Here is a 21,062-nt window from a genome sequence, read left to right as displayed (position 1 = left end):
CTATCAACCTTTCTAATTAATAATAGTAAAGCTGATAACAATTAGCTGAATTAATATTGCAAAATAGTCATTAATCCCGTTTATAATAGACAGTTCTGTATAGATTCAAAGTAATCTCAATCATTCTATATAAAAGACTTTTAGTAAAAAGAGTAGACAGACTATTCTAACTGGAAGTGAAGAGGCAAATGATTTAATTTCTGTCTTCAATATAGATATCTCACCAAAGAGAAATCGACGATATTTTCTCAACTTTCAACCACAGAATAACGCAATTATCGGCTTTGAGGCTCTCTAGATGAGGCAGTCCGGTCTTGGGGGTTTCCCCCAGGAGGAACTGCCGTGATGACTAATTGTAACCACGAATACTCTTTGTAAATTAATTAATCAGCGCAAGTAAATTGGCCAAATGTATGATATTCTTTATTTATAGGGAATCTAAAACCAGAATAAAAACTCCTTAGATTCCTTTGAAGTGAGTATCAGACCAGCCTCATCAGTTATTGGTGATGGCAAAACGTTAATCGAAGTGGAGCAAAACCGCCTAAAAATCGGTTTTTCGTTTGGCGAAGCTGTTGCCATAGCGTAGGCTGGACTGATTTTTTTATGTATCTTCTTTGCAGCGAAAATAATACTTGTCTTGCTGTGAGTAAACAGAAATTTCTCATTCACCTGCCGTATCTGTGGAAGTTTTTTGTATTTTTGGTGACAGGATTGTCACTAATTTTTAGCACCCTTGTTGTATCTCGCATCCTGCTAATATTTACTGCCATATCTGTAAGAAGCTGTTTAACTTCTAGCAAATAACTGCAATATTTATAGTGCTGGATAGACGGTTGATGTCCACTATATAACAGCATCAATTCAGTCACAAACTGGGTAGTAAATACTTTCAAGATTTACAACTCCAATTTGATTCAATACTCTGCTTGATTAGACCATAATCTGGGAGCCGAATTAATAAGTCTGCGCCATTATTGAGGTTTTTATGCGGAAAATCGCTATTTATGGAAGAGGGGGAGTCGGCAAGTCCACAACAACTCAAAATGTAGTGGCTGGACTCACTGATCTGGATCGTAAGGTGATGGTTGTAGGGTGTGACTCAAAAGCAGACTCCACCCGGCTCCTCTTGGGAGGATTCCACCAGAAGATTGTACTCGACACGTTGCGTAAAGAAGAAGATGATGATTTGAATCTAGAAGACTTCCGCCAGGTGGGATGGGGGAAGACGCTGTGTGTGGAATCGGGTGGGCCGGAACCTGGTGTAGGATGTGCAGGTAGAGGCATTCTGACATCAATTGGGTTGCTGGAACAACTTGGTGCTTATGATGATGCAGTTAGACTTGATTATACATTTTATGACGGTCTGGGTGACGTGGTATGCGGTGGATTTGTCATGCCCATTCGTGAACGCAAAGCTCAAGAAGTTTACATTATCACTTCTGGGGAAATTATGGCAATGTATACCGTCAACAACATCTGCCGAAGTATTCAAAAGTATGCACCCATAGGTGGTATACGTCTGGGAGGATTGATTTGCAACTCTCGCAAAGTCGATGAGGAAGATGATTTGATCGAGGCTCTGGCAGAGAAACTGGGGACTCAAATGATCTACTCCATACCCAGAGACAATATGGTGCAGCAAGCAGAGTTCCACCGCAAGACGGTGATTGAGTATGCTCCTGAGTCTGAACAGGCGCAGCACTATCGCAACCTAGCAATGGCAATTGACCAGAATACAGATTTTGTGACTCCGAAATCTATGTCTAACGATCAGCTAGAGGAACTGCTGGTACAGTTTGGGTTGTTTAGACACCTCCAAACATTAGGTATTAGCCCAAACTCTACAAAGGTTGCAGATTCATTTTCGGAGATACCTCTTGAATAGGACGATGCAGTAGGGGTTATCCCTCATACAAAGTGTCTGGAGCAATTGGCAATCTCTGACTCGAAAAAGCAGAAAAAACTGCGTAAACTTCTTACCACCATTTGAGAAATCGGCGTTCTGAACCACGCCAAAATTCGTCTACCTCATTGAAGGAGGAGAACTCATTATGTTGACCGAAGAGGTTTTAGTCCAAAAATTTATCACCGTAGTCAAGGAACGCTGTGCTAAAGTAGGTGAGTTGCTCCAGTACTGCCACGTCGAACTCGTAAACTCTTACTGGGGCTGCCCTCCAAAACTTATACAACATTTTGTTGTTTATTATCCTAATATGCTGTTTGCCTCAATTAATGACAACAAAGATGTTTTCAGAGGCGTTGCTCAAGATTTGGGGATATGTCAGGCTGTTTGCATAAATGCCACACGCATTATTCGCGATCCCGCCTCAAGGTTGAAGGAAAAGAACCCGATCTTATGGTTGGAACTCCAGTGGGTGGCAGTACCAACTAAAAAAGGCAATTGGCATCTAGATCAGGATTTACCGCACTCGGACTAAGTTTTTTTTGGTGACGTAGCTTGCTACCGTTGGCGATGACTAGTAGGTTAGCAAGCTACGCTAAATCACTAAAATAGTATCCAAAAATGCAAGTATTTTAGCGATATGTATGCTATACTTGCGGTAAATAAGCAAAATTGTCAAAACATCAATATGTCTGACAACAAAAGCGGCAAATACGAGAAAACCTTGCGATTGACCCAACAGATTTAAGTTTGTCTGCTGTGGCTTTTTCTAACGGAGATATACAGCCTCATGAAACTGGATGTGAATCTTTGCAATAACCTGAAGTCAATTAGAACTCGCTTGGGTATGAGTCAGCAAGAATTAGCTAATATAGCTGGCGTAACTCGTCAGAGTATTGGTGGTGTGGAACTAGGGCAATATGCTCCTTCTGTTGCTATGTCACTGCGTTTAGCCAAGGCTCTTGGCTGCCAAGTCGAGGACTTATTCTGGTTTGAAGAAGATTTACCAGAAGTTGAGGCAATTCTTGCGGGATCAGTCCCTAAGCAACAGCAATCACGAGTTAGTCTAGCGCGGGTTGGGGATCAATGGATAGCTTATCCCCTCGTTGGGAATGATGCTTTTCGGATCGAAATGATTCCAGCTGATGGTGAGACGCTTGCAGTGATCTACCCTGATGCTAAGGAATCCGTAAGGGTGGAAGAGTTACCCAGCATCAGCAAATTGCCATTAGCGTCAGAAGTAGCTAGTAATGAGCGTCAATCGGAGGGTGAAGCACAAAGCCAAAACGTTACAAATAAAATCCTGGTTCGTATTCTGGATGATATAGACAAACTACACAATACAGTTGTGATTGCTGGTTGTACACCTGTGCTTTCCCTCTTGGCAAGAGCAACTGAACGTTGGCATCCGCAACTGCGAATTCATTATCGTTTCGCCCACAGCAAGGCTGCATTACGTAGTCTGTGCAAAGGTGAAGTTCATATTGCAGGAATGCACTTATACGATCCCAAAACTGGGGAACATAACATTCCCTTTGCGCGGGAAGCTTTAACAGGCAAGAGTGCCGTTTTGATTACCCTTGGAGTTTGGGAAGAAGGTTTGTTAGTCCCATCAGGAAACCCAAGGGGAATTAAAATAGTTTCCGACTTAGTAGAATTTGGAGCAACTATTGTCAACCATGAAGTAGGTTCTGGCAGTCGGATGCTTTTAGAACGAAAACTCCAAGAAGAAGGAGTGCCATTGCACAAAGTTAAAGGATCTGACCATATCGTTCACAGCCATCAAGATGTTGCCTTATCTGTAGTTTCAGGAATCGCTGATGCAGGTATCAGTACCGCATCTATAGCTACTGCCTTTGGATTGGGATTTATCCCCCTTCATCGGGCGCGATATGACTTGGTGATTATTAAAGAATACTTGGAAGAAGAACCAGTAAAGCAATTTCTCAGTATCTTGGGACATCAGCTAGTGCGATCGCAATTAGAGATTCTCGGCGGCTATGACACTAGCAACATTGGGGAAGTTGTAGCAAATATTTCGTAATTTGTAATTCGTAATTGTTACCCTCCAGTTCAAAAATATGTCTTTTACTTTCCACAACTCAAGTTAGCTGCTCTGTCTTTCAATTACGAATTCCTCAAGTCAATCAAAATCACCCAACAAGTTAGCTGCAAAATGAATCATCACTTCACTATGAACAAACATCCAGTTCACATTAACGATACAACCTTGCGAGATGGTGAACAAGCCGCAGGTGTAGCCTTTAATGTTGAAGAAAAAATTGCGATCGCTACTTTTCTTGATGCCATTGGTGTTCCAGAACTAGAAATTGGCGTTCCGGCAATGGGGCAAGAAGAAGCAGAATCTATCCGAGCGATCGCTAATCTGGGATTAAATGCCCAATTACTTGGCTGGAACCGTGCTAAATTGTCCGATATCCAGGCATCTATAGATTGTGGTTTAGAACGGGTGCATATTTCCGTTCCTGTCTCAGAAATTCAAATTGCCGCCAAGTTTGGGGGGAAGCAGCAGGTAATGCTGGATCTTCTGCGAGATGCGATTAATTTTGCCTGCGATCGCGGTTTAGCTGTATCTGTTGGCGGAGAAGATTCTTCCAGAGCCGATCCATCTTTTCTATTGGATGTGGCGTATTATGCTCAAGAGTTGGGAGCTTTCCGGTTTCGCTTTTGTGACACTGTAGGAATTCTCGACCCTCTGAACACTTACAGCAAAGTTCGCTCCCTTGTGCATCATCTATTCATTCCCATAGAAATGCACACGCATAATGATTTTGGACTGGCAATGGCGAACTCGCTAGCTGGTATTGAAGCAGGAGCGCGATCCGTTAACACTACAGTAAATGGGATTGGCGAACGCGCAGGTAATGCGGCGCTGGAAGAAATGGTGATGGCACTGAAACACCTTTACAACATCCCAACGGGTATTAATACAAAACGGTTGCTGGAACTGTCACGATTAGTTGCTAAAGCTGCTAATTGGCCGGTTCCTCCCTGGAAAGCGATCGTGGGTGAAAATACTTTTGCACACGAGTCAGGGATTCATGCTCACGGTGTGTTGCAAAATCCCGGTACTTACGAACCGTTTGCGCCGGAAGATGTTGGTTGGGAACGTCGCCTTGTAGTAGGCAAACATTCCGGTCGGCATCTGATCATCAGTGTGCTGCAAGAACATGGAATCATACTCAGTCAGCTAGAAATTCAATCAGTGCTGGATGCTGTAAAGCATGAGTCAGTAAAAGTTAAGCGCAGTCTCACTGTTGAAGAACTCCTGAGTTTTGTTCCCCAAAGGTGAACTCAATGCGGAGTCGGGAGGGTTAAGAAAGCATCACAATTCCGTCTCTGGTTAGCGATTGCAGTTATTGTACCAACTGCTAGAATATTACCAATTATGTTGGTAGCAGCTATGCCGAGAAAAGAGCAAGGATGAATCACTTTTCAATTGTCTCCAGAAGAACGGCAACTTCTAGAGCAGTACTGCAAGCGGTTCCAACGCACTAAGACTGATGTTTTGCGCTCCCTGTTGCGTAGTCTCCAAGGACAATCACTCAAACAGCAGGGAAAGCAGTTTGATCCTGGGGAAGTTGATCTGGACTTATTTTGAGCAGTAGTGAAGAACCGCTATCGGTAAAGCGAGTTGTCTTGCACCTAAACAAATTTGCAATGAGGTTGGTAATCCTTCTGAAATCGTAAAAAAGCGTTCAAGTTCAAAAGTTGGCTATGACAATGACAAATCCTACAAAATTATTGCGATCAGGGTGCTTCGGGACTGGGTAATGAGTACTGGGTACTGGGCAAGAAAATATGAATCAGATTTGCTTGGGATCTAAATTCCCATCTTAAATCTTCTCAGTCCTCAGTCCTCAGTCCCTAATCCCCATTCCCTAGTCCCCAGCCTCTAGTTCAATACCACTTGATGTCCAGGGTAATCATGATTGGTTAATTTTAGTAAAGCGTTTTTTCTACCATGCTTAATTTTGATTCCATTCGTACCACAGCAATGCAAAAAGTCCCATACAATTGGGCTTTGATCAAAAACCTGCTTTCACCAGAAGCAAGCTTAGAACTAACTGCGAGTTTTCCCCACGAAGAGTTTCGCCTGTCGGAGGGAGAGGGATATGGATACTCTTGGGGAAAAATGCTTGCAACTAGCGAGGATATTTCCTTGATGCTCAAATCTAGCGATAATCGCTGGCGAGAGCGGATGGCACAAGGCAGACTTACTTATGACTTGAGACACCTGAGTAAAGTCTGGCGACAGTTGATAGAAGGATTGTGGACAGATTCTTACCGTGCAGCTTTAGCTGAAATGTCTGGGTTGGAACTAAAAGACTGTGTAATGGATATTGGATTTCGTCGGTATAGCTCAGGACAGTTACATCACCCTCATACAGACGAGCCAAACAAACTTTTAACTCATCTGCTATTTTTCAATCAACAATGGTCTGTAGACTGGGGAGGCTGTTTGCGAATTCTCAAAGACTCCCATCCGGAATCTGCCTTCCAAGATATTCTACCCCTTAGTGATTCCTCAGTTGCGATCGCACGTTCTGACAATTCTTGGCATACGGTAACTCCGCTTACTTGCCCTGCATCTGAGTATCGGCTAGCTTTACGAGTTGCTTTTTTTCGGAAAGATCGCCTAACTTCAGATTTTGGAGAAACCCAGCTAGCTGCGTAGCAATCAAACAATTTTGGATTTTAGATTTGCAATTTTGGATTGAAAAAGACCATTCGGTACTTGGCCAAAAAACTTTTTTAATCCCAAATCTAAAATCGGTACGTTTTTCGTCGTTAGTAATCCCTCTGAAATCGTCAAAAAGTGTTCAGGTTCAAAAGTTGACTATGACCAATCCTACAGAACTACTGCGATCGCGCTACGGTGAAGTTCCCTTCAATCACGAAATTGACTGGAACGATTCTCTAGAAACGCTAATAGCTCACCGTTCAGTTCGGTCTTATCTATCCGATCCTTTACCACCAGGAACCCTAGAATGGCTAGTTGCTGCTGCTCAATCTGCTCCTAGTTCAGCTAATATGCAAACCTGGAGTGTGGTAGCAGTTGAAGATCAAGAACGCAAAGCAGAATTATGCAGGCTGGCTAATAACCAAGTATGGATTAACCAAGCTCCCGTATTCTTCGTTTGGTTAGCAGATTTAGGTCGTCTGGCTCATGTTGCCCTAAGTCGTGGACTAACTCCCGTAGCTCTGGATTACGTAGAACTGTTGGTTAAAGCAATAGTCGATGCTTCAGTCGCAGCGCAAAATGCGATCGTAGCTGCTGAATCTGTTGGTTTAGGAACGGTATATATCGGCGCACTTCGCAAAAGTACTCAAGAGGTAGCTACGTTATTGAATTTGCCACCTTTTGTGTTCCCTGTGTTTGGGTTGTGTGTGGGTTATCCCAATCCTGAAGCACAACCTGTTGTTAAGCCGCGCCTACCCCAGCCAGCTGTATTCCATCGGGAAACCTATAAATTGGCAGAGCAAGATGAGGCGATCACTCACTATAATGATATCATGAAAGAGTTCTACACTGAACAAAAGATGAATGTCGCTGGTGATTGGTCGCAACATTCAGCTGAGCGAATAGCCACTTTAGACTATTTAAAAGGGTGTAAGGATTTGCGTGAGACTCTGAATAACTTCGGCTTCAAGTTGTTATAAAAGGAGTCAACAGCCAGAATACAAAGATACAGGGTAAGCATCCACCCTATATTTAGTAGTCTGTCAATAAATAATTGATGGATAAATTAAGAGTAGAGACGGCGATTTCTCGCGTCTCTTTAACCATCAAAATGAATTTGACAGACTACTCGTCTCAAGTAAACTATACGCTGCGGCGACCAGAGGAGAACTTCTGATATCTGCACCAAAGCTTTTGACACTTCAAGACTCAAAACCCTACACTTCAGTCTCAAAAGATGATTTCGGTGCGTAAGTCTAAGCAATAGATAAGAACTTAGGCACCATGAAATTATCTCATTGCAAGTGCTGCGATCGCATTCACGGAGCCTCTCGTAGAGAAGCAATCTCAAACTTTAGTTTTCAGTACGTAAGTCCTAAAATAGACTCGCTAACTTGTCAGATATAGCAATATCTCCTGCTTGAAACCTTTGTAAAAATTTGGGGAATCTGAAGGCATTTAAGCAGTCAACAGGCGAACAATTTAATTGGTATTCCAGCAAGTTTTATCTTTCAAAAAAGGGCTGACCTGTAAGAATCGCTCTTTGACTGAGAATTGCTGACCAAAAATGTAGAACTAACCCGCGAAACCAAAGGAACTTCAAACAATGAATAATCTATCTACCAAAGACCTCAACAGACTACGCTCTCAAAGCAAAATAATTGTTAGTCGAGTGGAGATTTTCATAGAAACTTACTTATTAGAAGCTCCCCCTGATGAAAATCTGATTAACGAAACCTTACAAGAGATCATCAAGGCTGCGAATAACTTAACAACCGCAGCATCAAAGATGAAAACTGCCGAAACCGCACAGAAACTCAACAGTTCCAAATAGTTTAACAGGGCTGAGGGCTGAATTGAACCCCATAGCTAAATGGGATTGAATACAGTTCCAAGTGCTGAGTAATCGATGCTAGATACTCAGCACTATTTCAGTTATGGAAATAAATGAATCTAGACTGTTAGGAAATACGATGCTCAAAGGGCTAACTTTAAACTTCAATGACTGGTTACAAAGAAATACAATTGTACGTAACCTGGAGTTTTTTCAAGACTTTATTATTATTTCTCTCTGCCTTGGTTTATTCTGTGTGATGCTCATCCGACTGGGAGATATGTTCTTCTCCTTTTTGAGTCCATTAGATTTACGGCAAGTAACATCTGATATCCTGTTCATTTTGATTTTGGTAGAGTTATTCCGCCTGTTAATCGATCATATACAACAACAACGGACATCCGTGGCAGCAGCACTAGAGATTACTATGGTTTCTGCTTTAAGAGAAGTAATTTTACGCGGTGTTCTTGAAATTCCCCGTGACCAAATTTTTGGAATTGCAGTATTTTTAGTAGTATTAGCGGGAATTCTTGTGGCTTTACCTTGGGTATCTAACTTTTTTGAACAGGTCAAAACTCCTTACACTGAAACAAAAGAAAAAATGCAATTATTGGCTGATAATCCTGTAGTTCATGATTAATTGTAACGACAAATACTGTTTGAAAATTAGTTGGTTAACGCAAGTAATTTTAACAAATGTATGATATTCTTTATATATGGAGAATAAAAAGTACAAAGTTCTTCAAAAAAATAAAGTACACTCCAAAACTAGCAATTCTATTTATGAGCTTTGGACATTATTATGCCCTAAGCCTATTTAGTCATAGAAGAGAACAAGGGACAGGGAGCAGGCAGGGCTGTTTCATTCCCTAAAACAGGTAAAATTGCAAGTGTTGAGGGGATAAGAATCATGGGTGCTTGTCTGATTGAACATCTGCGGCAAGTAGAAGACTTCAGAACAAGTGATGGTCGAAGACATCCACTATGGTTGGTGTTGCTGTTTGTAATAATGGGCACTATGAGTGGATATGTTGGGTATCGTGCGTGGGGGGATTTCGTCAAACGGCATCGTCGAGCGTTAATCAAAACGTTTGAAATACAAAAGCACGGTGTTCCCTCATACTCAACTATCAGGCGCATAGCGATGGGAGTCGATTTTGATAAACTGGTGACAAAATTTAATCACTGGGCGCAAAACTACGTTGAAATAGAAGAATCTGAGTGGTGTCGTATCGACGGTAAAAGCATTAAAGAAACAGTCCAAGACTACGAAAAATCATGTCAGAATTTTGTCAGTATCGTAACAGTGTTTGCGAGTAAAAGAGGAGTAGTAGTCAATATGGAAGAGATCCAAAACAAGGAAGAGAGGGAAATCGTAGTAGTGCAAAATTTAATTGCGGCTTTGGAGCTAAAAAATGCTGTATTTAGCTTTGATTCTTTGCACTGCCAAAAAAACTTGCCAGTTAATCTATAGACTGTGGAAATAATTACGTGATTGCGGTCAAAGACAATCAGCCAAGGATGATTCCAAAATACGTAAAAGTAATGCTGCTCCCAATTTCTCCATCATTGTTTGACTTCACAGATGGAAAGTAGTAACTCGTTCGTCAGCATTTACCAACGAGTAAAACCTTTTTCGATAACTTGCTATTCTATATTCATTCCAGCGAGCTTTTCCCTATCAGAATCAAGCTACTCTGTGAAAGAATTCTCCTCATCAGAATTGCTGTTGTTATTTAGAAGGATTTTAAGTGCAATCTAAGTTGTTGTAAAAATCAAAAGATTGTGAAGTATTGATTGTTAAGCACTAAACACTAACTAACATATCAGTAGAATACCATGCTTGAGAATCTTCTGAATAACCATAATTTACCGTATCCTGATACGATACATCCCATCATTGTCCATTTTGTGATTGCAATGGTGTTGTTTGCCTTCGTGTGTGATGTCATTGGATACTTTACTAGCAACTACCGTCTTTTTGAGGTGAGTTGGTGGAATATGTTTTTCGCTACAATCTCCATCTTCATCGCCGTTATTTTTGGTCAATTTGAAGCAGGTTTAGCACAACCTTATAACGCAGCTCAACCAGTACTTAATTTACATACGCTCCTTGGCTGGTCACTTGCAGGAATTCTGGCAGCTATTACAGCTTGGCGTTACGTGATTCATTGCCGCACTCCAGAAAAGATATCAGTTTATTACCTAGCAGCAAGTCTACTTTTGACTGTTTTGGTAGGCATACAAGTGTATTTCGGAGATGAATTGGTTTGGGTATATGGGTTGCACACTGTACCAGTTGTTGAAGCTATAAAGGAGGGCTTACTGCAATGAACCCTGAAGTTATTGAGCAATTAAAGACTCAGATGGGAGCAAATGGGTTGCCCTACACTATACCCATTCACCCAAATTTAGTTCATCTCACTATAGGTTTGTTCATCCTTGGCATTACCTTTGATTTGATTGGTGCATTCTTCCCTCTACAACAACCAATCTTCAAGTTTTTAGCAGTTCCTGCCACTCGTTCTAGCTTCTTTGATGCTGGCTGGTACAATATGCTAGGTTCGGCACTCATCACAATTTTTACGGTAGCAGCAGGTTTTTACGAAATCATGTTGGCAGAACCACTCACTGGAGTAAAGAGTGCCTGGGGATTGTCAGCTATGGAAACAATGCTTTGGCATGGAGTGGGTGGTGTTTTTCTACTAGCGCTGATTCTTGGGATGGCTATTTGGAGAGGATTTCAGCGTTATATTTGGCGTCAGGATGACAGTCAACAAGTGCAGTGGACTTATTTAGTTTCTGGAGTGTTCATTATGTTCATCATGTTCATCCACGGAACGCTAGGGGCGCACTTAGCTGCTGAGTTTGGAGTTCACAATACTGCTGATATGTTGTTGCGCTTGGGCAAAAACCCCAACTTACTGCTGAAGTAATCAATGTTAGTCATTTGTCCTACCCTGCGGGAAGCCGCTAAGGCGTCTATGTCATTTGTCCCTTGTAAATAACTAATGACCAATGACTAATGATTAATGACCAATGACCAATGACCAATGACTTTTATGGCTATGAAAATCCGAAATATTTTGATCTTGAGTGCGATCGCGATCGCCTTAACTGCTGTTAGTCTTTGGATAGGGCAGTGGACGTATTCCTGGATGCCTCCTCAAGCCGCAGCAGAATCGCAGCTTGTCGATAAGTTGTTTAGTTTCTTAATCACGCTAGGAGCATTTATCTTCCTTGGAGTCACAGGAACACTCATCTACTCAGCAATTTTCCATCGAGCAGAGAAGTATGATACCAGCGATGGCCCTCCAATTGAAGTAAATATCACACTAGAAATTGTCTGGACTGCAATTCCTGTATTGCTAGTGTTTTGGATTGCCACTTACAGCTACGAAATCTACGAACAAATGGGGATTCAAGGCCCAATGGAAGCTATGCATCTGCATATTCCAATAGGGATGAAATCGGCATCTGCTGCACCAATTAACGGAGATGTAGGCATAGTTTCCGCCTCCCCGACTTCCTCAATTGTATCAACTGATGCTACATCAAATGTAATCCCATTTGAAGACATTGAAGTTAATGCCAAACAGTGGGCTTGGGTTTTCCGCTATCCAAAAACAGGAATTACCAGCACCGAACTACATTTACCCGTCAATCATCGCATCCGTCTAGCAATGCAATCTGAGGATGTTCTCCACGGCTTTTATATTCCGGCTTTCCGAGTCAAGCAAGACATTATTCCCAACCGCAACATTGACTTTGAATTCACTCCTATCCGCATTGGCAAATATCAATTGACCGATTCCGAATTTAGCGGTACTTACTTTGCAACCATGCGGGCAAATGTTGTTGTCGAGTCTCCTGAAGATTACAAGAAGTGGCTTGCAGAGGCAGCAAATCGTAAACCATGTACTGCAAATAATCAAGCAGCTTCCGAATACGCCCAAGAATCAAAAGAACTAATCAAAGGCTGGGTTACGGTAACACCCGCACAAGCCCCTGTAGTTAATTACAGCAATTAGTCATTGGTCATTGGTCATTGGTCATTAGTCATTGGTCATTAGTTGTTGGTTTTGGACAAATGACATAGACGCCTTAGCGGCTTCCCGCAGGGTAGGACAAGTGACAAATGACAAGTGACAAAAAACAAAGGATAAAAGACAAATGACAAATATTTCCGTTGAAGACATTGGTGACGCACCTGAACAGGAACCGAGAGCAGACTGGAGGCAATACTTTAGCTTCAGCACAGACCACAAAGTTATCGGTATTCAGTATATTGTTACCGCTTTCATTCTCTTTTTAGTTGGTGGCATATTTGCAATGATCATTCGTGGGGAATTGATTACCCCAGAATCAGACCTAGTTGACCGTAGTGTTTATAATGCAATGTTCACCATGCACGGCACTGTGATGCTATTTGGATGGACATTCCCCATACTCACAGGTTTTGCTAACTATCTTGTACCTCTGATGATTGGGGCGCGAGATATGGCGTTTCCCAGACTCAATGCTGTTGCCTTCTGGATGATACCGATCGCTGCTATCCTACTGATGGCCAGCTTCTTTGTACCCGGTGGGCCAGCGCAAGCCGGTTGGTGGTCATATCCTCCCGTCAGCTTGCAAAACCCGACAGGCAACTTAATCAATGGTGAAGTAATCTGGCTTCTAGCAGTGGCCATATCAGGTGTTTCCTCAATTATGGGGGCTATTAACTTTGTCACCACGATTGTTAAGATGCGCGCACCTGGGATGACACCCTTCCGTACACCCATCTTTGTTTGGAACGTATTCAGTGCCCAGATTATCCAACTGTTTGGACTACCTGTCTTAACAGCAGGTGCAGTCATGCTTTTACTCGACTTAACAGTTGGAACTAGCTTTTTTGACCCCGCCAAGGGAGGCGACCCAGTTCTATTTCAGCACTTTTTCTGGTTCTACTCCCACCCTGCTGTTTACGTGATCATTCTCCCGGTTTTTGGAGTCTTTTCAGAGATATTCCCTGTTTTTGCTCGCAAACCTCTGTTTGGCTATAAGATTGTCGCTATTTCATCACTCCTGATTGCTGGAGTTAGCGGTATAGTCTGGGTACACCATCTATACGTCAGTGTTACTCCAGGCTGGATGCGGCTGTTTTTCATGCTCACAACAATGTTTGTTTCTGTCCCCACTGGCATTAAGGTGTTTGCCTGGACTGCAACGATTTGGGGTGGCAAGCTACGATTTGATACACCAATGCTGTTTGCGTTTGGTGCATTAATAATGTTTGTGTTTGCAGGTATCAGTGGCATCACCCTTTCCTCTGTTCCCATTGATGTCCATGTCAACAACACTTACTATGTGGTGGGTCACTTCCACTATGTTCTATATGGCACGGTAACAATGGGGATGTTTGCTGCTATTTACTTCTGGTTCCCCAAGATGACTGGACGTATGTACTATGAAGGCTTGGGCAAGTTGCACTTCTGGCTGGCATTCATTGGCACTAACCTCAACTTCTTCCCAATGCACCCATTAGGATTACAGGGAATGTTGCGTCGAGTTTCTTCTTATGCGCCAGAGTATGAATTCTGGAATATTATCGCCAGTATCGGAGGATTTCTGCTAGGTGTGTCTACCTTACCCTTCATTCTGAATATGATTGGTTCTTGGATACATGGCGAACAAGCATCGAAAAATCCTTGGCGAGCAATTGGACTGGAGTGGTTAATTTCTTCACCACCTCCTGTCGAGAACTTTGAGGAAATTCCAGTTGTTGTAAGTGAACCCTACGGCTACGGTAAATCTGAACCATTGGTAGCCGAGCATTAGAGAGCAGGCCAAATAGTTGATTTTTAAACGCAAAGGTACGCAGAGGTTCACGCAGAGGGACGCAGAGAGTTTTAGGTGAGGTATTACGCGATCGCAAACTACTACTTCTCTTTTCTTTCTCTGCGCCTCTGCGTGAGATAAATATATAGGAGTTTCAAGCAATGGACAGTTCCATCAATCCCTCACACGAGCATACCCATGATGAAGAAGGCAGCAAGATGTTTGGCTTCATTGTCTTCTTGCTGTCAGAGACTTTCATTTTTCTCGGTTTTTTTACAGCATATATTGTCTATAAAACAGCAAATCCTGACTGGCTACCATCTGGTGTTTATGGACTGGAAGTTAGAGATCCGGCAATTAATACGATAATTCTTGTTTCTAGTAGCTTTGTCATCTACTTGGCAGAACGCGCCCTTGCACGCCACGACTTGATAACATTTCGCCAGTTTCTAATGCTTTCGATCGCAATGGGATCTTACTTTTTAGTCGGACAAGCGATCGAATGGAGCCATCTTTCTTTTGGCTTTACCACAGGTGTTTTTGGTGGAATGTTCTACTTACTGACAGGTTTCCACGGTTTGCACGTTCTCACTGGCATTTTGTTGCAGATACTTGTTTTTGGTCGCTCTTTCATTCCTGGTAACTACGACACAGGTCATTTTGGTGTAAATGCCACTTCTATTTTCTGGCACTTCGTCGATGTCATCTGGATTGTTTTGTTTGTTCTGATTTATATCTGGCAATGACACTTTGTTGTTAGCCACTTATTGGGCTGCTGGTTATGCAACACCCTTCACTTTGCTCTTGGACAAACTTCAAACGCTAACTCGTGTCGATAAAAACACACGTTAAACTCTGCAAAAAAGTTCATGTGTCCCAGGATTATAGGTGTATCTTTCGATTGAGTCCAGGCAAATGCAAGCAAGATAGGCGAGAACGGAGCAACTTGACCAGACAGCACTAAGCCTCGTGCCTCATTAAGAGCCAAATTCCCAGTCAACTGAATAGGGACGGTCTGCTCTTGCCAGACTGCTCCTAACTGTAAGCCAATTTCGTAAGGTAGAACATTAACACTCGCACCTGTATCTAACAGTGCGATCGCTTCTGTAGAACGGCTTCCGTTGGTAGGGGTTAAGGGCAAACATGGCATAACGCTCGATCGCCCTTGACTATCGTTTCGCTCCGTGAACAGAAAGCGATGGCCATCAAGCATTGGCGGCTCCCTGTGCTGCCACTAGCAGGTCTGATAATGCTTGAATTGCTTCAGGATCTGCTTGAGGAGACCAGACAACTCCTTGAGTTGATGCCAGTTGATTTAGAAGTGCTTTGGTTGAATCACTATCTTCAGTATCTTCTAAGCTGTATCCTTCTTCTTTCGCAACTGCAAGAAGGAGAAAGTGGATTAGTCGAAGTTTATCTTGATGAGATAGTTGACTGACAGTTGGTAAAATTTCGCCCAGAGCCATATTGCTTATTTTGAGATGATATACGTTTAGTTTAGCTCAGTCACACATCAGCACTTTCTCAGGCGATCGCAAATATGCTAAGGAAAGACTCTAAAATAGATGCAACCCAAATTCATCAAATAACTTATGCCTCTTGATGAACTTGTACCTTTGCTTAAAGAATTATCTCACTCTGACAGCGTTTGAAATCAGCCCTAAAAGAGCGTGACTAGGAAACACAGACAAAGCATCCGCTTTTTAATGAAAACTAACAATCGATAACGCAAAATCGACATTTTAAAGCGTGCTTTGATTGCCTTGATTAGTTCCAAGTTGCCTAATTTAGAACCCTCCCAAAACATCCCAGTAGGGTTATATTTTGCAACTAAACCAACAGACTTAAAGCAACTATAGGATTTATGCTCGACAATGTACTCTTATACTTTAAAAGCAATGCCGATCGTATTTAATGTAGTAGACGTTGAGGACAAAGAGCATTACTTGAACTATGAAGAGATAGAGGAAACCAAGGTAGCTGATGAAGGATTACGCAACGATGATTACCTCGATGCTCAATGCTTTTTCGTCCTCCTCAAAAATGGAGATATACTACTTCTAGAAATGGCTAGACAGAACCAAGTAAGTAAAAACTTCCTTTACCGCTTACTGATGCCAGGAGAATAGCCTCCTTTAATATCTAGGGCTACCTGAATGCCGACCGTTGCTATTCTTAAATCCATCGTGGAGACACGAACCTGTTGCGATCGCAGTTGATCAAAGACTGCGATCGCATTCCACCAAATATCTCTAAACTACGTCACAATGACTGAAACAAAGCGGTGTAAAGCTATACCAGGACTTTTGTCAAGTTCTTCTAAAGAAATGCCATGCTGGGTAAAAACTAAGATGTCAGCATCTTGTCAGGAATTCTTCTCATCATCAAAATTGTCTGGAAAACAACATAAATATAGTTGCTTTCCTAATCAATCTTGCCTATACTCCTCAATGTAAGCTTTGCTTGCTATAGTAAAGAATATTGGCGCACAGATTGCTAGGAGAGTGCAATGATCAATCATCGGGCTTTGCGTCATGGGTATTTGGTAATTCTCGTGGCGATTCTTTGCATCGGCTTTGGTAGTATATTCAACCAAGAGCCAACTTTTGGACAGTCTTCAGGAAGTAGAAATGTCATTGTGGCAATGACAACCAGTATTGAGGATAGTGGGCTACTAGATGATTTAGTTCCGGCGATTGAAAAGAAAACAGGATATAGGCTGAAAAAGGTTGCAGTCGGCACCGGACAGGCTTTAGCTCTGGCTGAAAAAGGTGAGGTTGACGCGCTATTTGTCAATTCACCGAAAGCCGAACGTAAAGTTTTGGAGGGTGGTGCGGTGATTAATCGGCACTTGGTAATGCACAATGACTTTGTGATTGTCGGCCCAGATACTGACAAGGCAAAGATCCGAGGTAAAAAGAATGCTGTGGAAGCGTTCAATCTGATTGCTAAAAATCAAGCATTGTTTGTATCGCGGGGTGATGACTCAGGGACTAACAAACTAGAAAAAGATTTATGGGAACAGGCAAATATCACACCATCTGGCACTTGGTATCAGCAAACAGGTTCAGGAATGGCGCAAACTTTGCAAGTCGCTAATCAAAAACTAGGATATACCTTAGCAGATCGGGCGACATATATATTTCAGAAGAAAAACCTGTCTTTGCCAGTACTGGTGCAAGGAGATAAGAAACTCTTAAATCTGTACCATGTGATGGAGGTAAATTCTAAGAAATACCCCAGAGTCAATAGTGCAGGAGCTAAAGCGTTTATTAATTTTGTCTTATCTCCTGAAGGACAGACAATAATTGCAGTCCACGGGAAAAAAGAGTTCAAACAACCGCTATTTTATGTTGATGCCGGTAAAACGGAGAAAGATTACGGCTTTTAGACAAACTTGGGCATCAGATTGTTAAGGGTTGCTTTACTGCATATTTGAGTATTCTTTCCCAATTTTTTAAGAGATTTGTATTTGTGAATACAATCATCGAAGGAGCTTTCAAAGCTTTTGAGCTATTAACCAGTGGCGATAGTGACGTTTTCCAAGTCATGACGATGACATTGTTTGTATCTGGAACAGCTACAGCCATTAGCGTTTTACTGGGACTACCATTAGGACTGTGGCTAGCATTAGTGGATTTCATCGGCAAGCAGACTTTGACTAGTTTGATTAACTTCGGTATGGGATTGCCACCCGTCGTAGTTGGTTTATTCGTCAGTATGTTTTTGTGGCGATCTGGCCCATTGGGAAATCTTGATTTGATTTATACACCCATAGCTATGATCGTCGCCCAAACCATCATTGCTTTTCCAATTGTTGCTGGCTTCAGTTTTGCGGCAATTATCAGTATTAATCCGAAGCTACGCTGGCGACTGTTATCAATGGGGGCGACACAGTGGCAAGCCAACTGGTTGCTAATCAAGGAAGCACGGTTAGGATTAATGGCTGCAATCATGGGTGGTTTTGGTCGCGTCATCTCGGAAGTTGGTGCATCCATGATGGTGGGCGGCAATATTAAGGGGCAGACTAGAGTCCTGACTACAGCGATCGTTACGGAGGTAGGGAAAGGAAATTACGATGTTGCAATGGCGATCGCATACATTCTTCTGATCATCACATACACCGTTATCGTGTTGCTGACTATTCTACAGCATGACAAGAAAATTCTATGAGTACTAACGAGTATGCCCTGAATATGCGACAGGTTAGCGTTGATAGCAAAACACGTAAAAATATCCTGTCAATTGAAAATTTTGCAGTCCGTCCAGGAGAATTGGTCGCTGTGCTTGGCCCCAATGGCGCTGGTAAAAGCACTTTGTTAAGAACAATCAATCTTTTGCAACCTTACCGTGGTGAGATGCAGTTATTTGGAGAGGATGTCCGTAATACCAATAAAACATTGTTGCGTCGTCGTTCGGCTTTGGTCTTTCAGGAAACCTTACTACTGGATGACACTGTTTTTAATAATGTTGCCAAGGTATTAAAGTTTCGCGGCACACCAACACACAAGATTAAGCAAAGGGTACATACTGCACTGACAACTTTTGGCTGTGAACACTTAGCAAATCAGTCAGCTCGTTCTCTGTCTGGTGGTGAAGCGAAACGAGTTTGTATTGCCTGCGGTTTAGTTGCTGATTCCGAATTGCTGCTTTTGGATGAGCCTTCTGCCTCTTTAGATGTGGGAATACGTCCCCAGATGATTGAGAAAATTAGACAATGGGCGCAAGCGAGGGGATCAGCAGTCATATTAGTCAGTCATAATTTTACAGATATACTGCATTTTGCTGATCGAGCGATCGCTTTATTTGACGGCTGTATTGTCCAGGATGATAACTTGGAAACCATCATCCGCCGACCAGCTAACGAGCAGCTTGCCAGACTCGTAGGAATAGATAATATTATTCCGTGCCATGTAGAACAGAGTAGCCGTGGAAGTTTTATCAAACTTGCAAACGGGATAGAGTTTTTATATCCTGGGGAAATCACAAAGCCGATTACTACATGTTGTTTATCTGGCGATACTTTTAATGTTTATGATGCAAGTTCTTCAATGCGACATAAACTGTGTTCGGTAATTATTGAAGGGCTAGTAGAACGGGTTTTAAATGGTATTGGTATTTGTAGTATCTGGGTTAAGGTGGGAGAACAAACTTTAATCGCCAGAGTGCCTCGGAATCATATATTTGGCAATGTATATCCCCATGAGATAATTAAGCTGGCATTCAATCCTAGAGATGCACATTTTGTTTAGAACGAGAGAAGGTTTTATACTAGAAATAGTGGGATAAATAAGAATTTAGTCAGTCCAATTAGCAAAAGACTCTAAAATTTTACACACGGTAGTATTTATCTTATTAAAACCATCATTTGGTGCAAGCATTTATTAGGATTTATGAATATAATCAGCACTCTAACTGGGTATTCAAAACTGTTTCGATAACACCGGATTTTGATGCAGTCTGAATTAGTGTTGCCGCGACTTTTTTAGCCTGTGAAGCGGTTGACCAACTTCCTTCCATCATCGCAACCACGATCGCACCTTGCACCAACAGAAGCAGTTGCCTAGCTAACTGTTCCGGTGATGAAACTTCTGCGGCTTGAGCTAGACTCTTGATATAGTGGTAAATCGATTGTTGATGCTCCAATGCCACTCGATGTCCAGGATGGTCAGCATTGGCTAGTTCCACTGAAGCATTAATGAATGCACAACCTCGGAAATCTGGGCCCTCAAACCATTCCCGCAGGGCATCAAATATTGCCAACAGTTGTTGGGATGGGTTAGAAGCTCGTTGCTCAATCGTGGTTTTGAGCCATTCGCACCATTGTTCATCCTGTTGTCGCAGCCAGGCTTCAATCAATGCATCTTTTGACTTGAAATGATTGTAGAGCGACATTTTAGCAACACCAGATTCTGCAACGATTCTGTCAATACCGACATTGCGAATTCCCTCTCGATAAAACAAACCTGATGCTGTACTTAGGATGCGATCGCGAACAGATTTACGGATTGTTTTCGGTTTAGTCATTTTAAACACCAGGTTATTTAATTAATCTGGAAGTTCAATTAAGTTTGTTTTACCCAATTGGTTAAATAGCAAATAATATTATTTATCGATTGCTTATTCTATTTTTTCATTCGCCAAAGCTTTGATTATTTCTGAGGATTTAAGAAAACACTATCTGTAAATAATAAAAGGTTTATCCCAAAAGTGATTGATGAACTGCAAGCAGACCAAAGTCCCCCCGAACTTCAGAACTGCTACCGATCAACTACTTCCACAATCCTCCAGAAACTTGTGGAGCAAGACCATCAGTTCATCAAACAATTGGTTAACTTATGGGATTTGGCTTCATCACTACAGCGCAAGTGCTTGGAGATCCTTTGTGCGTGAAGTGGTTTAGATTCCCTATAAATCAAGAATATCATACATCTGGCCAATTTACTTGCGCTGAGGAATTAATTTACAAAGAGTATTCGTGGTTACAATTAGTCATCATATCGAGAGCTTCAAAGCCGATAATTGCGTTATTCTGTTGTTGAAAGTTGAGAAAATATCGTCGATTTTTCCTTGCTGAGATATCTATAGTCAGGACAGAAATTAAATCATTTATCTCTTCACTTCCAGTTAGAATAGTCTGTCTATTCTCTTGACTAAAAGTCTTCTATCTAGAATAATTGGGATTAATTTAAATCTATACAGAACTGTCTATTCTAAACTGGAGTTCTGGCTATTTTGCAATATTAATTCAGCTAATTGTTATCAGCTTTACTATTATTATTTTCCCAGGTTGATAA

General features: G+C 41.9%; 22 protein-coding genes. 19 read left to right on the top strand and 3 right to left on the bottom strand.

The window, feature by feature from the left end:
• Positions 1–988: 988 nt before the first annotated feature.
• From nifH to HWQ43_RS05860, 15 genes are all read left to right on the top strand, one after another.
• Positions 989–1,888 carry a nitrogenase iron protein gene (gene nifH, locus HWQ43_RS05930; RefSeq protein WP_179076559.1) on the top strand — a complete coding sequence of 300 codons (900 nt, stop codon included), beginning with the start codon at positions 989–991 and terminating at the stop codon, positions 1,886–1,888.
• Positions 1,889–2,054: 166 nt separating this feature from the next.
• Positions 2,055–2,441: a hypothetical protein gene (locus HWQ43_RS05925; protein ID WP_094344901.1), complete on the top strand. Its 387-nt coding sequence runs from the start codon at positions 2,055–2,057 to the stop codon at positions 2,439–2,441.
• Positions 2,442–2,696: 255 nt separating this feature from the next.
• Positions 2,697–3,950 (top strand): substrate-binding domain-containing protein, encoded by a 1,254-nt coding sequence (locus HWQ43_RS05920; protein ID WP_292731203.1) that lies wholly within the window; start codon positions 2,697–2,699, stop codon positions 3,948–3,950.
• Between the two features lie 150 nt (positions 3,951–4,100).
• A complete protein-coding gene (gene nifV, locus HWQ43_RS05915; protein WP_292731202.1) occupies positions 4,101–5,219 on the top strand; it encodes a homocitrate synthase in 1,119 nt (372 codons plus the stop codon).
• 147 nt (positions 5,220–5,366) lie between these two features.
• The gene (locus HWQ43_RS05910) at positions 5,367–5,528 is read left to right on the top strand and encodes a CopG family transcriptional regulator (RefSeq protein WP_292731201.1); all 162 of its coding nucleotides are present in this window, start codon (positions 5,367–5,369) and stop codon (positions 5,526–5,528) included.
• A 363-nt stretch (positions 5,529–5,891) separates the two neighbouring features.
• On the top strand, positions 5,892–6,605 hold the full coding sequence (locus HWQ43_RS05905) for a 2OG-Fe(II) oxygenase (RefSeq protein ID WP_292731199.1): 714 nt from the start codon (positions 5,892–5,894) through the stop codon (positions 6,603–6,605).
• A gap of 164 nt (positions 6,606–6,769) precedes the next feature.
• Positions 6,770–7,591: an NADPH-dependent oxidoreductase gene (locus tag HWQ43_RS05900; RefSeq protein ID WP_292731197.1), complete on the top strand. Its 822-nt coding sequence runs from the start codon at positions 6,770–6,772 to the stop codon at positions 7,589–7,591.
• Positions 7,592–8,217: 626 nt separating this feature from the next.
• Positions 8,218–8,445, top strand: coding sequence for a hypothetical protein (locus HWQ43_RS05895; RefSeq protein WP_292731195.1), 228 nt, complete (start codon positions 8,218–8,220; stop codon positions 8,443–8,445).
• Between the two features lie 139 nt (positions 8,446–8,584).
• The gene (locus HWQ43_RS05890) at positions 8,585–9,085 is read left to right on the top strand and encodes a phosphate-starvation-inducible PsiE family protein (RefSeq protein WP_292731207.1); all 501 of its coding nucleotides are present in this window, start codon (positions 8,585–8,587) and stop codon (positions 9,083–9,085) included.
• A 270-nt stretch (positions 9,086–9,355) separates the two neighbouring features.
• The gene (locus HWQ43_RS05885) at positions 9,356–9,919 is read left to right on the top strand and encodes an ISAs1 family transposase (RefSeq protein ID WP_292731193.1); all 564 of its coding nucleotides are present in this window, start codon (positions 9,356–9,358) and stop codon (positions 9,917–9,919) included.
• A gap of 365 nt (positions 9,920–10,284) precedes the next feature.
• A complete protein-coding gene (locus tag HWQ43_RS05880; protein ID WP_094332480.1) occupies positions 10,285–10,779 on the top strand; it encodes a DUF2231 domain-containing protein in 495 nt (164 codons plus the stop codon).
• Positions 10,776–11,381, top strand: coding sequence for a DUF2231 domain-containing protein (locus HWQ43_RS05875; RefSeq protein WP_292731190.1), 606 nt, complete (start codon positions 10,776–10,778; stop codon positions 11,379–11,381). The genes HWQ43_RS05880 and HWQ43_RS05875 overlap by 4 nt, the downstream gene beginning before the upstream one ends.
• Positions 11,382–11,513: 132 nt before the next feature.
• Positions 11,514–12,476, top strand: a complete 963-nt coding sequence (locus HWQ43_RS05870) for a cytochrome c oxidase subunit II (protein ID WP_292731205.1) — start codon at positions 11,514–11,516, stop codon at positions 12,474–12,476.
• A gap of 142 nt (positions 12,477–12,618) precedes the next feature.
• Entirely contained in the window at positions 12,619–14,265 is a 1,647-nt protein-coding gene (gene ctaD / locus HWQ43_RS05865; protein WP_292731188.1) for a cytochrome c oxidase subunit I, read from the top strand.
• A 161-nt stretch (positions 14,266–14,426) separates the two neighbouring features.
• Positions 14,427–15,011 (top strand): heme-copper oxidase subunit III, encoded by a 585-nt coding sequence (locus HWQ43_RS05860; RefSeq protein ID WP_292731187.1) that lies wholly within the window; start codon positions 14,427–14,429, stop codon positions 15,009–15,011.
• Between the two features lie 47 nt (positions 15,012–15,058).
• On the opposite strand, the gene HWQ43_RS05855 is transcribed toward HWQ43_RS05860, so the two are convergent.
• Complete coding sequence (locus HWQ43_RS05855) at positions 15,059–15,478, bottom strand: hypothetical protein (RefSeq protein ID WP_292731185.1); 420 nt, start codon at positions 15,476–15,478, stop codon at positions 15,059–15,061.
• The gene (locus tag HWQ43_RS05850) at positions 15,471–15,731 is read right to left on the bottom strand and encodes a hypothetical protein (RefSeq protein ID WP_292731183.1); all 261 of its coding nucleotides are present in this window, start codon (positions 15,729–15,731) and stop codon (positions 15,471–15,473) included. Before HWQ43_RS05850 ends, HWQ43_RS05855 begins: the two co-directional genes overlap by 8 nt.
• Positions 15,732–16,163: 432 nt before the next feature.
• On the opposite strand from HWQ43_RS05850, the gene HWQ43_RS05845 reads away from it, so the two are divergent.
• The 4 genes from HWQ43_RS05845 to HWQ43_RS05830 all read left to right on the top strand — a co-directional run bounded on the left by HWQ43_RS05845 (position 16,164) and on the right by HWQ43_RS05830 (position 19,517).
• Entirely contained in the window at positions 16,164–16,394 is a 231-nt protein-coding gene (locus tag HWQ43_RS05845; RefSeq protein ID WP_179069589.1) for a hypothetical protein, read from the top strand.
• A 380-nt stretch (positions 16,395–16,774) separates the two neighbouring features.
• Positions 16,775–17,656, top strand: coding sequence for a substrate-binding domain-containing protein (locus tag HWQ43_RS05840; RefSeq protein WP_292731181.1), 882 nt, complete (start codon positions 16,775–16,777; stop codon positions 17,654–17,656).
• Between the two features lie 83 nt (positions 17,657–17,739).
• On the top strand, positions 17,740–18,438 hold the full coding sequence (locus HWQ43_RS05835; RefSeq protein WP_292731179.1) for an ABC transporter permease: 699 nt from the start codon (positions 17,740–17,742) through the stop codon (positions 18,436–18,438).
• Positions 18,435–19,517, top strand: a complete 1,083-nt coding sequence (locus HWQ43_RS05830) for an ABC transporter ATP-binding protein (RefSeq protein ID WP_292731177.1) — start codon at positions 18,435–18,437, stop codon at positions 19,515–19,517. The genes HWQ43_RS05835 and HWQ43_RS05830 overlap by 4 nt, the downstream gene beginning before the upstream one ends.
• Positions 19,518–19,668: 151 nt before the next feature.
• Here HWQ43_RS05830 and HWQ43_RS05825 read toward each other — a convergent pair whose 3' ends face one another.
• A complete protein-coding gene (locus HWQ43_RS05825; RefSeq protein WP_292731175.1) occupies positions 19,669–20,292 on the bottom strand; it encodes a TetR/AcrR family transcriptional regulator in 624 nt (207 codons plus the stop codon).
• Between the last annotated feature and the right edge of the window lie 770 nt (positions 20,293–21,062).

This window comes from Nostoc sp. JL31 (genome assembly GCF_017114965.1).
Taxonomy (GTDB): domain Bacteria; phylum Cyanobacteriota; class Cyanobacteriia; order Cyanobacteriales; family Nostocaceae; genus Nostoc; species Nostoc punctiforme_A.
The sequence above is the reverse complement of the archived record's forward strand: the minus strand, read 5'-3'. Positions and strand labels throughout refer to the sequence as shown.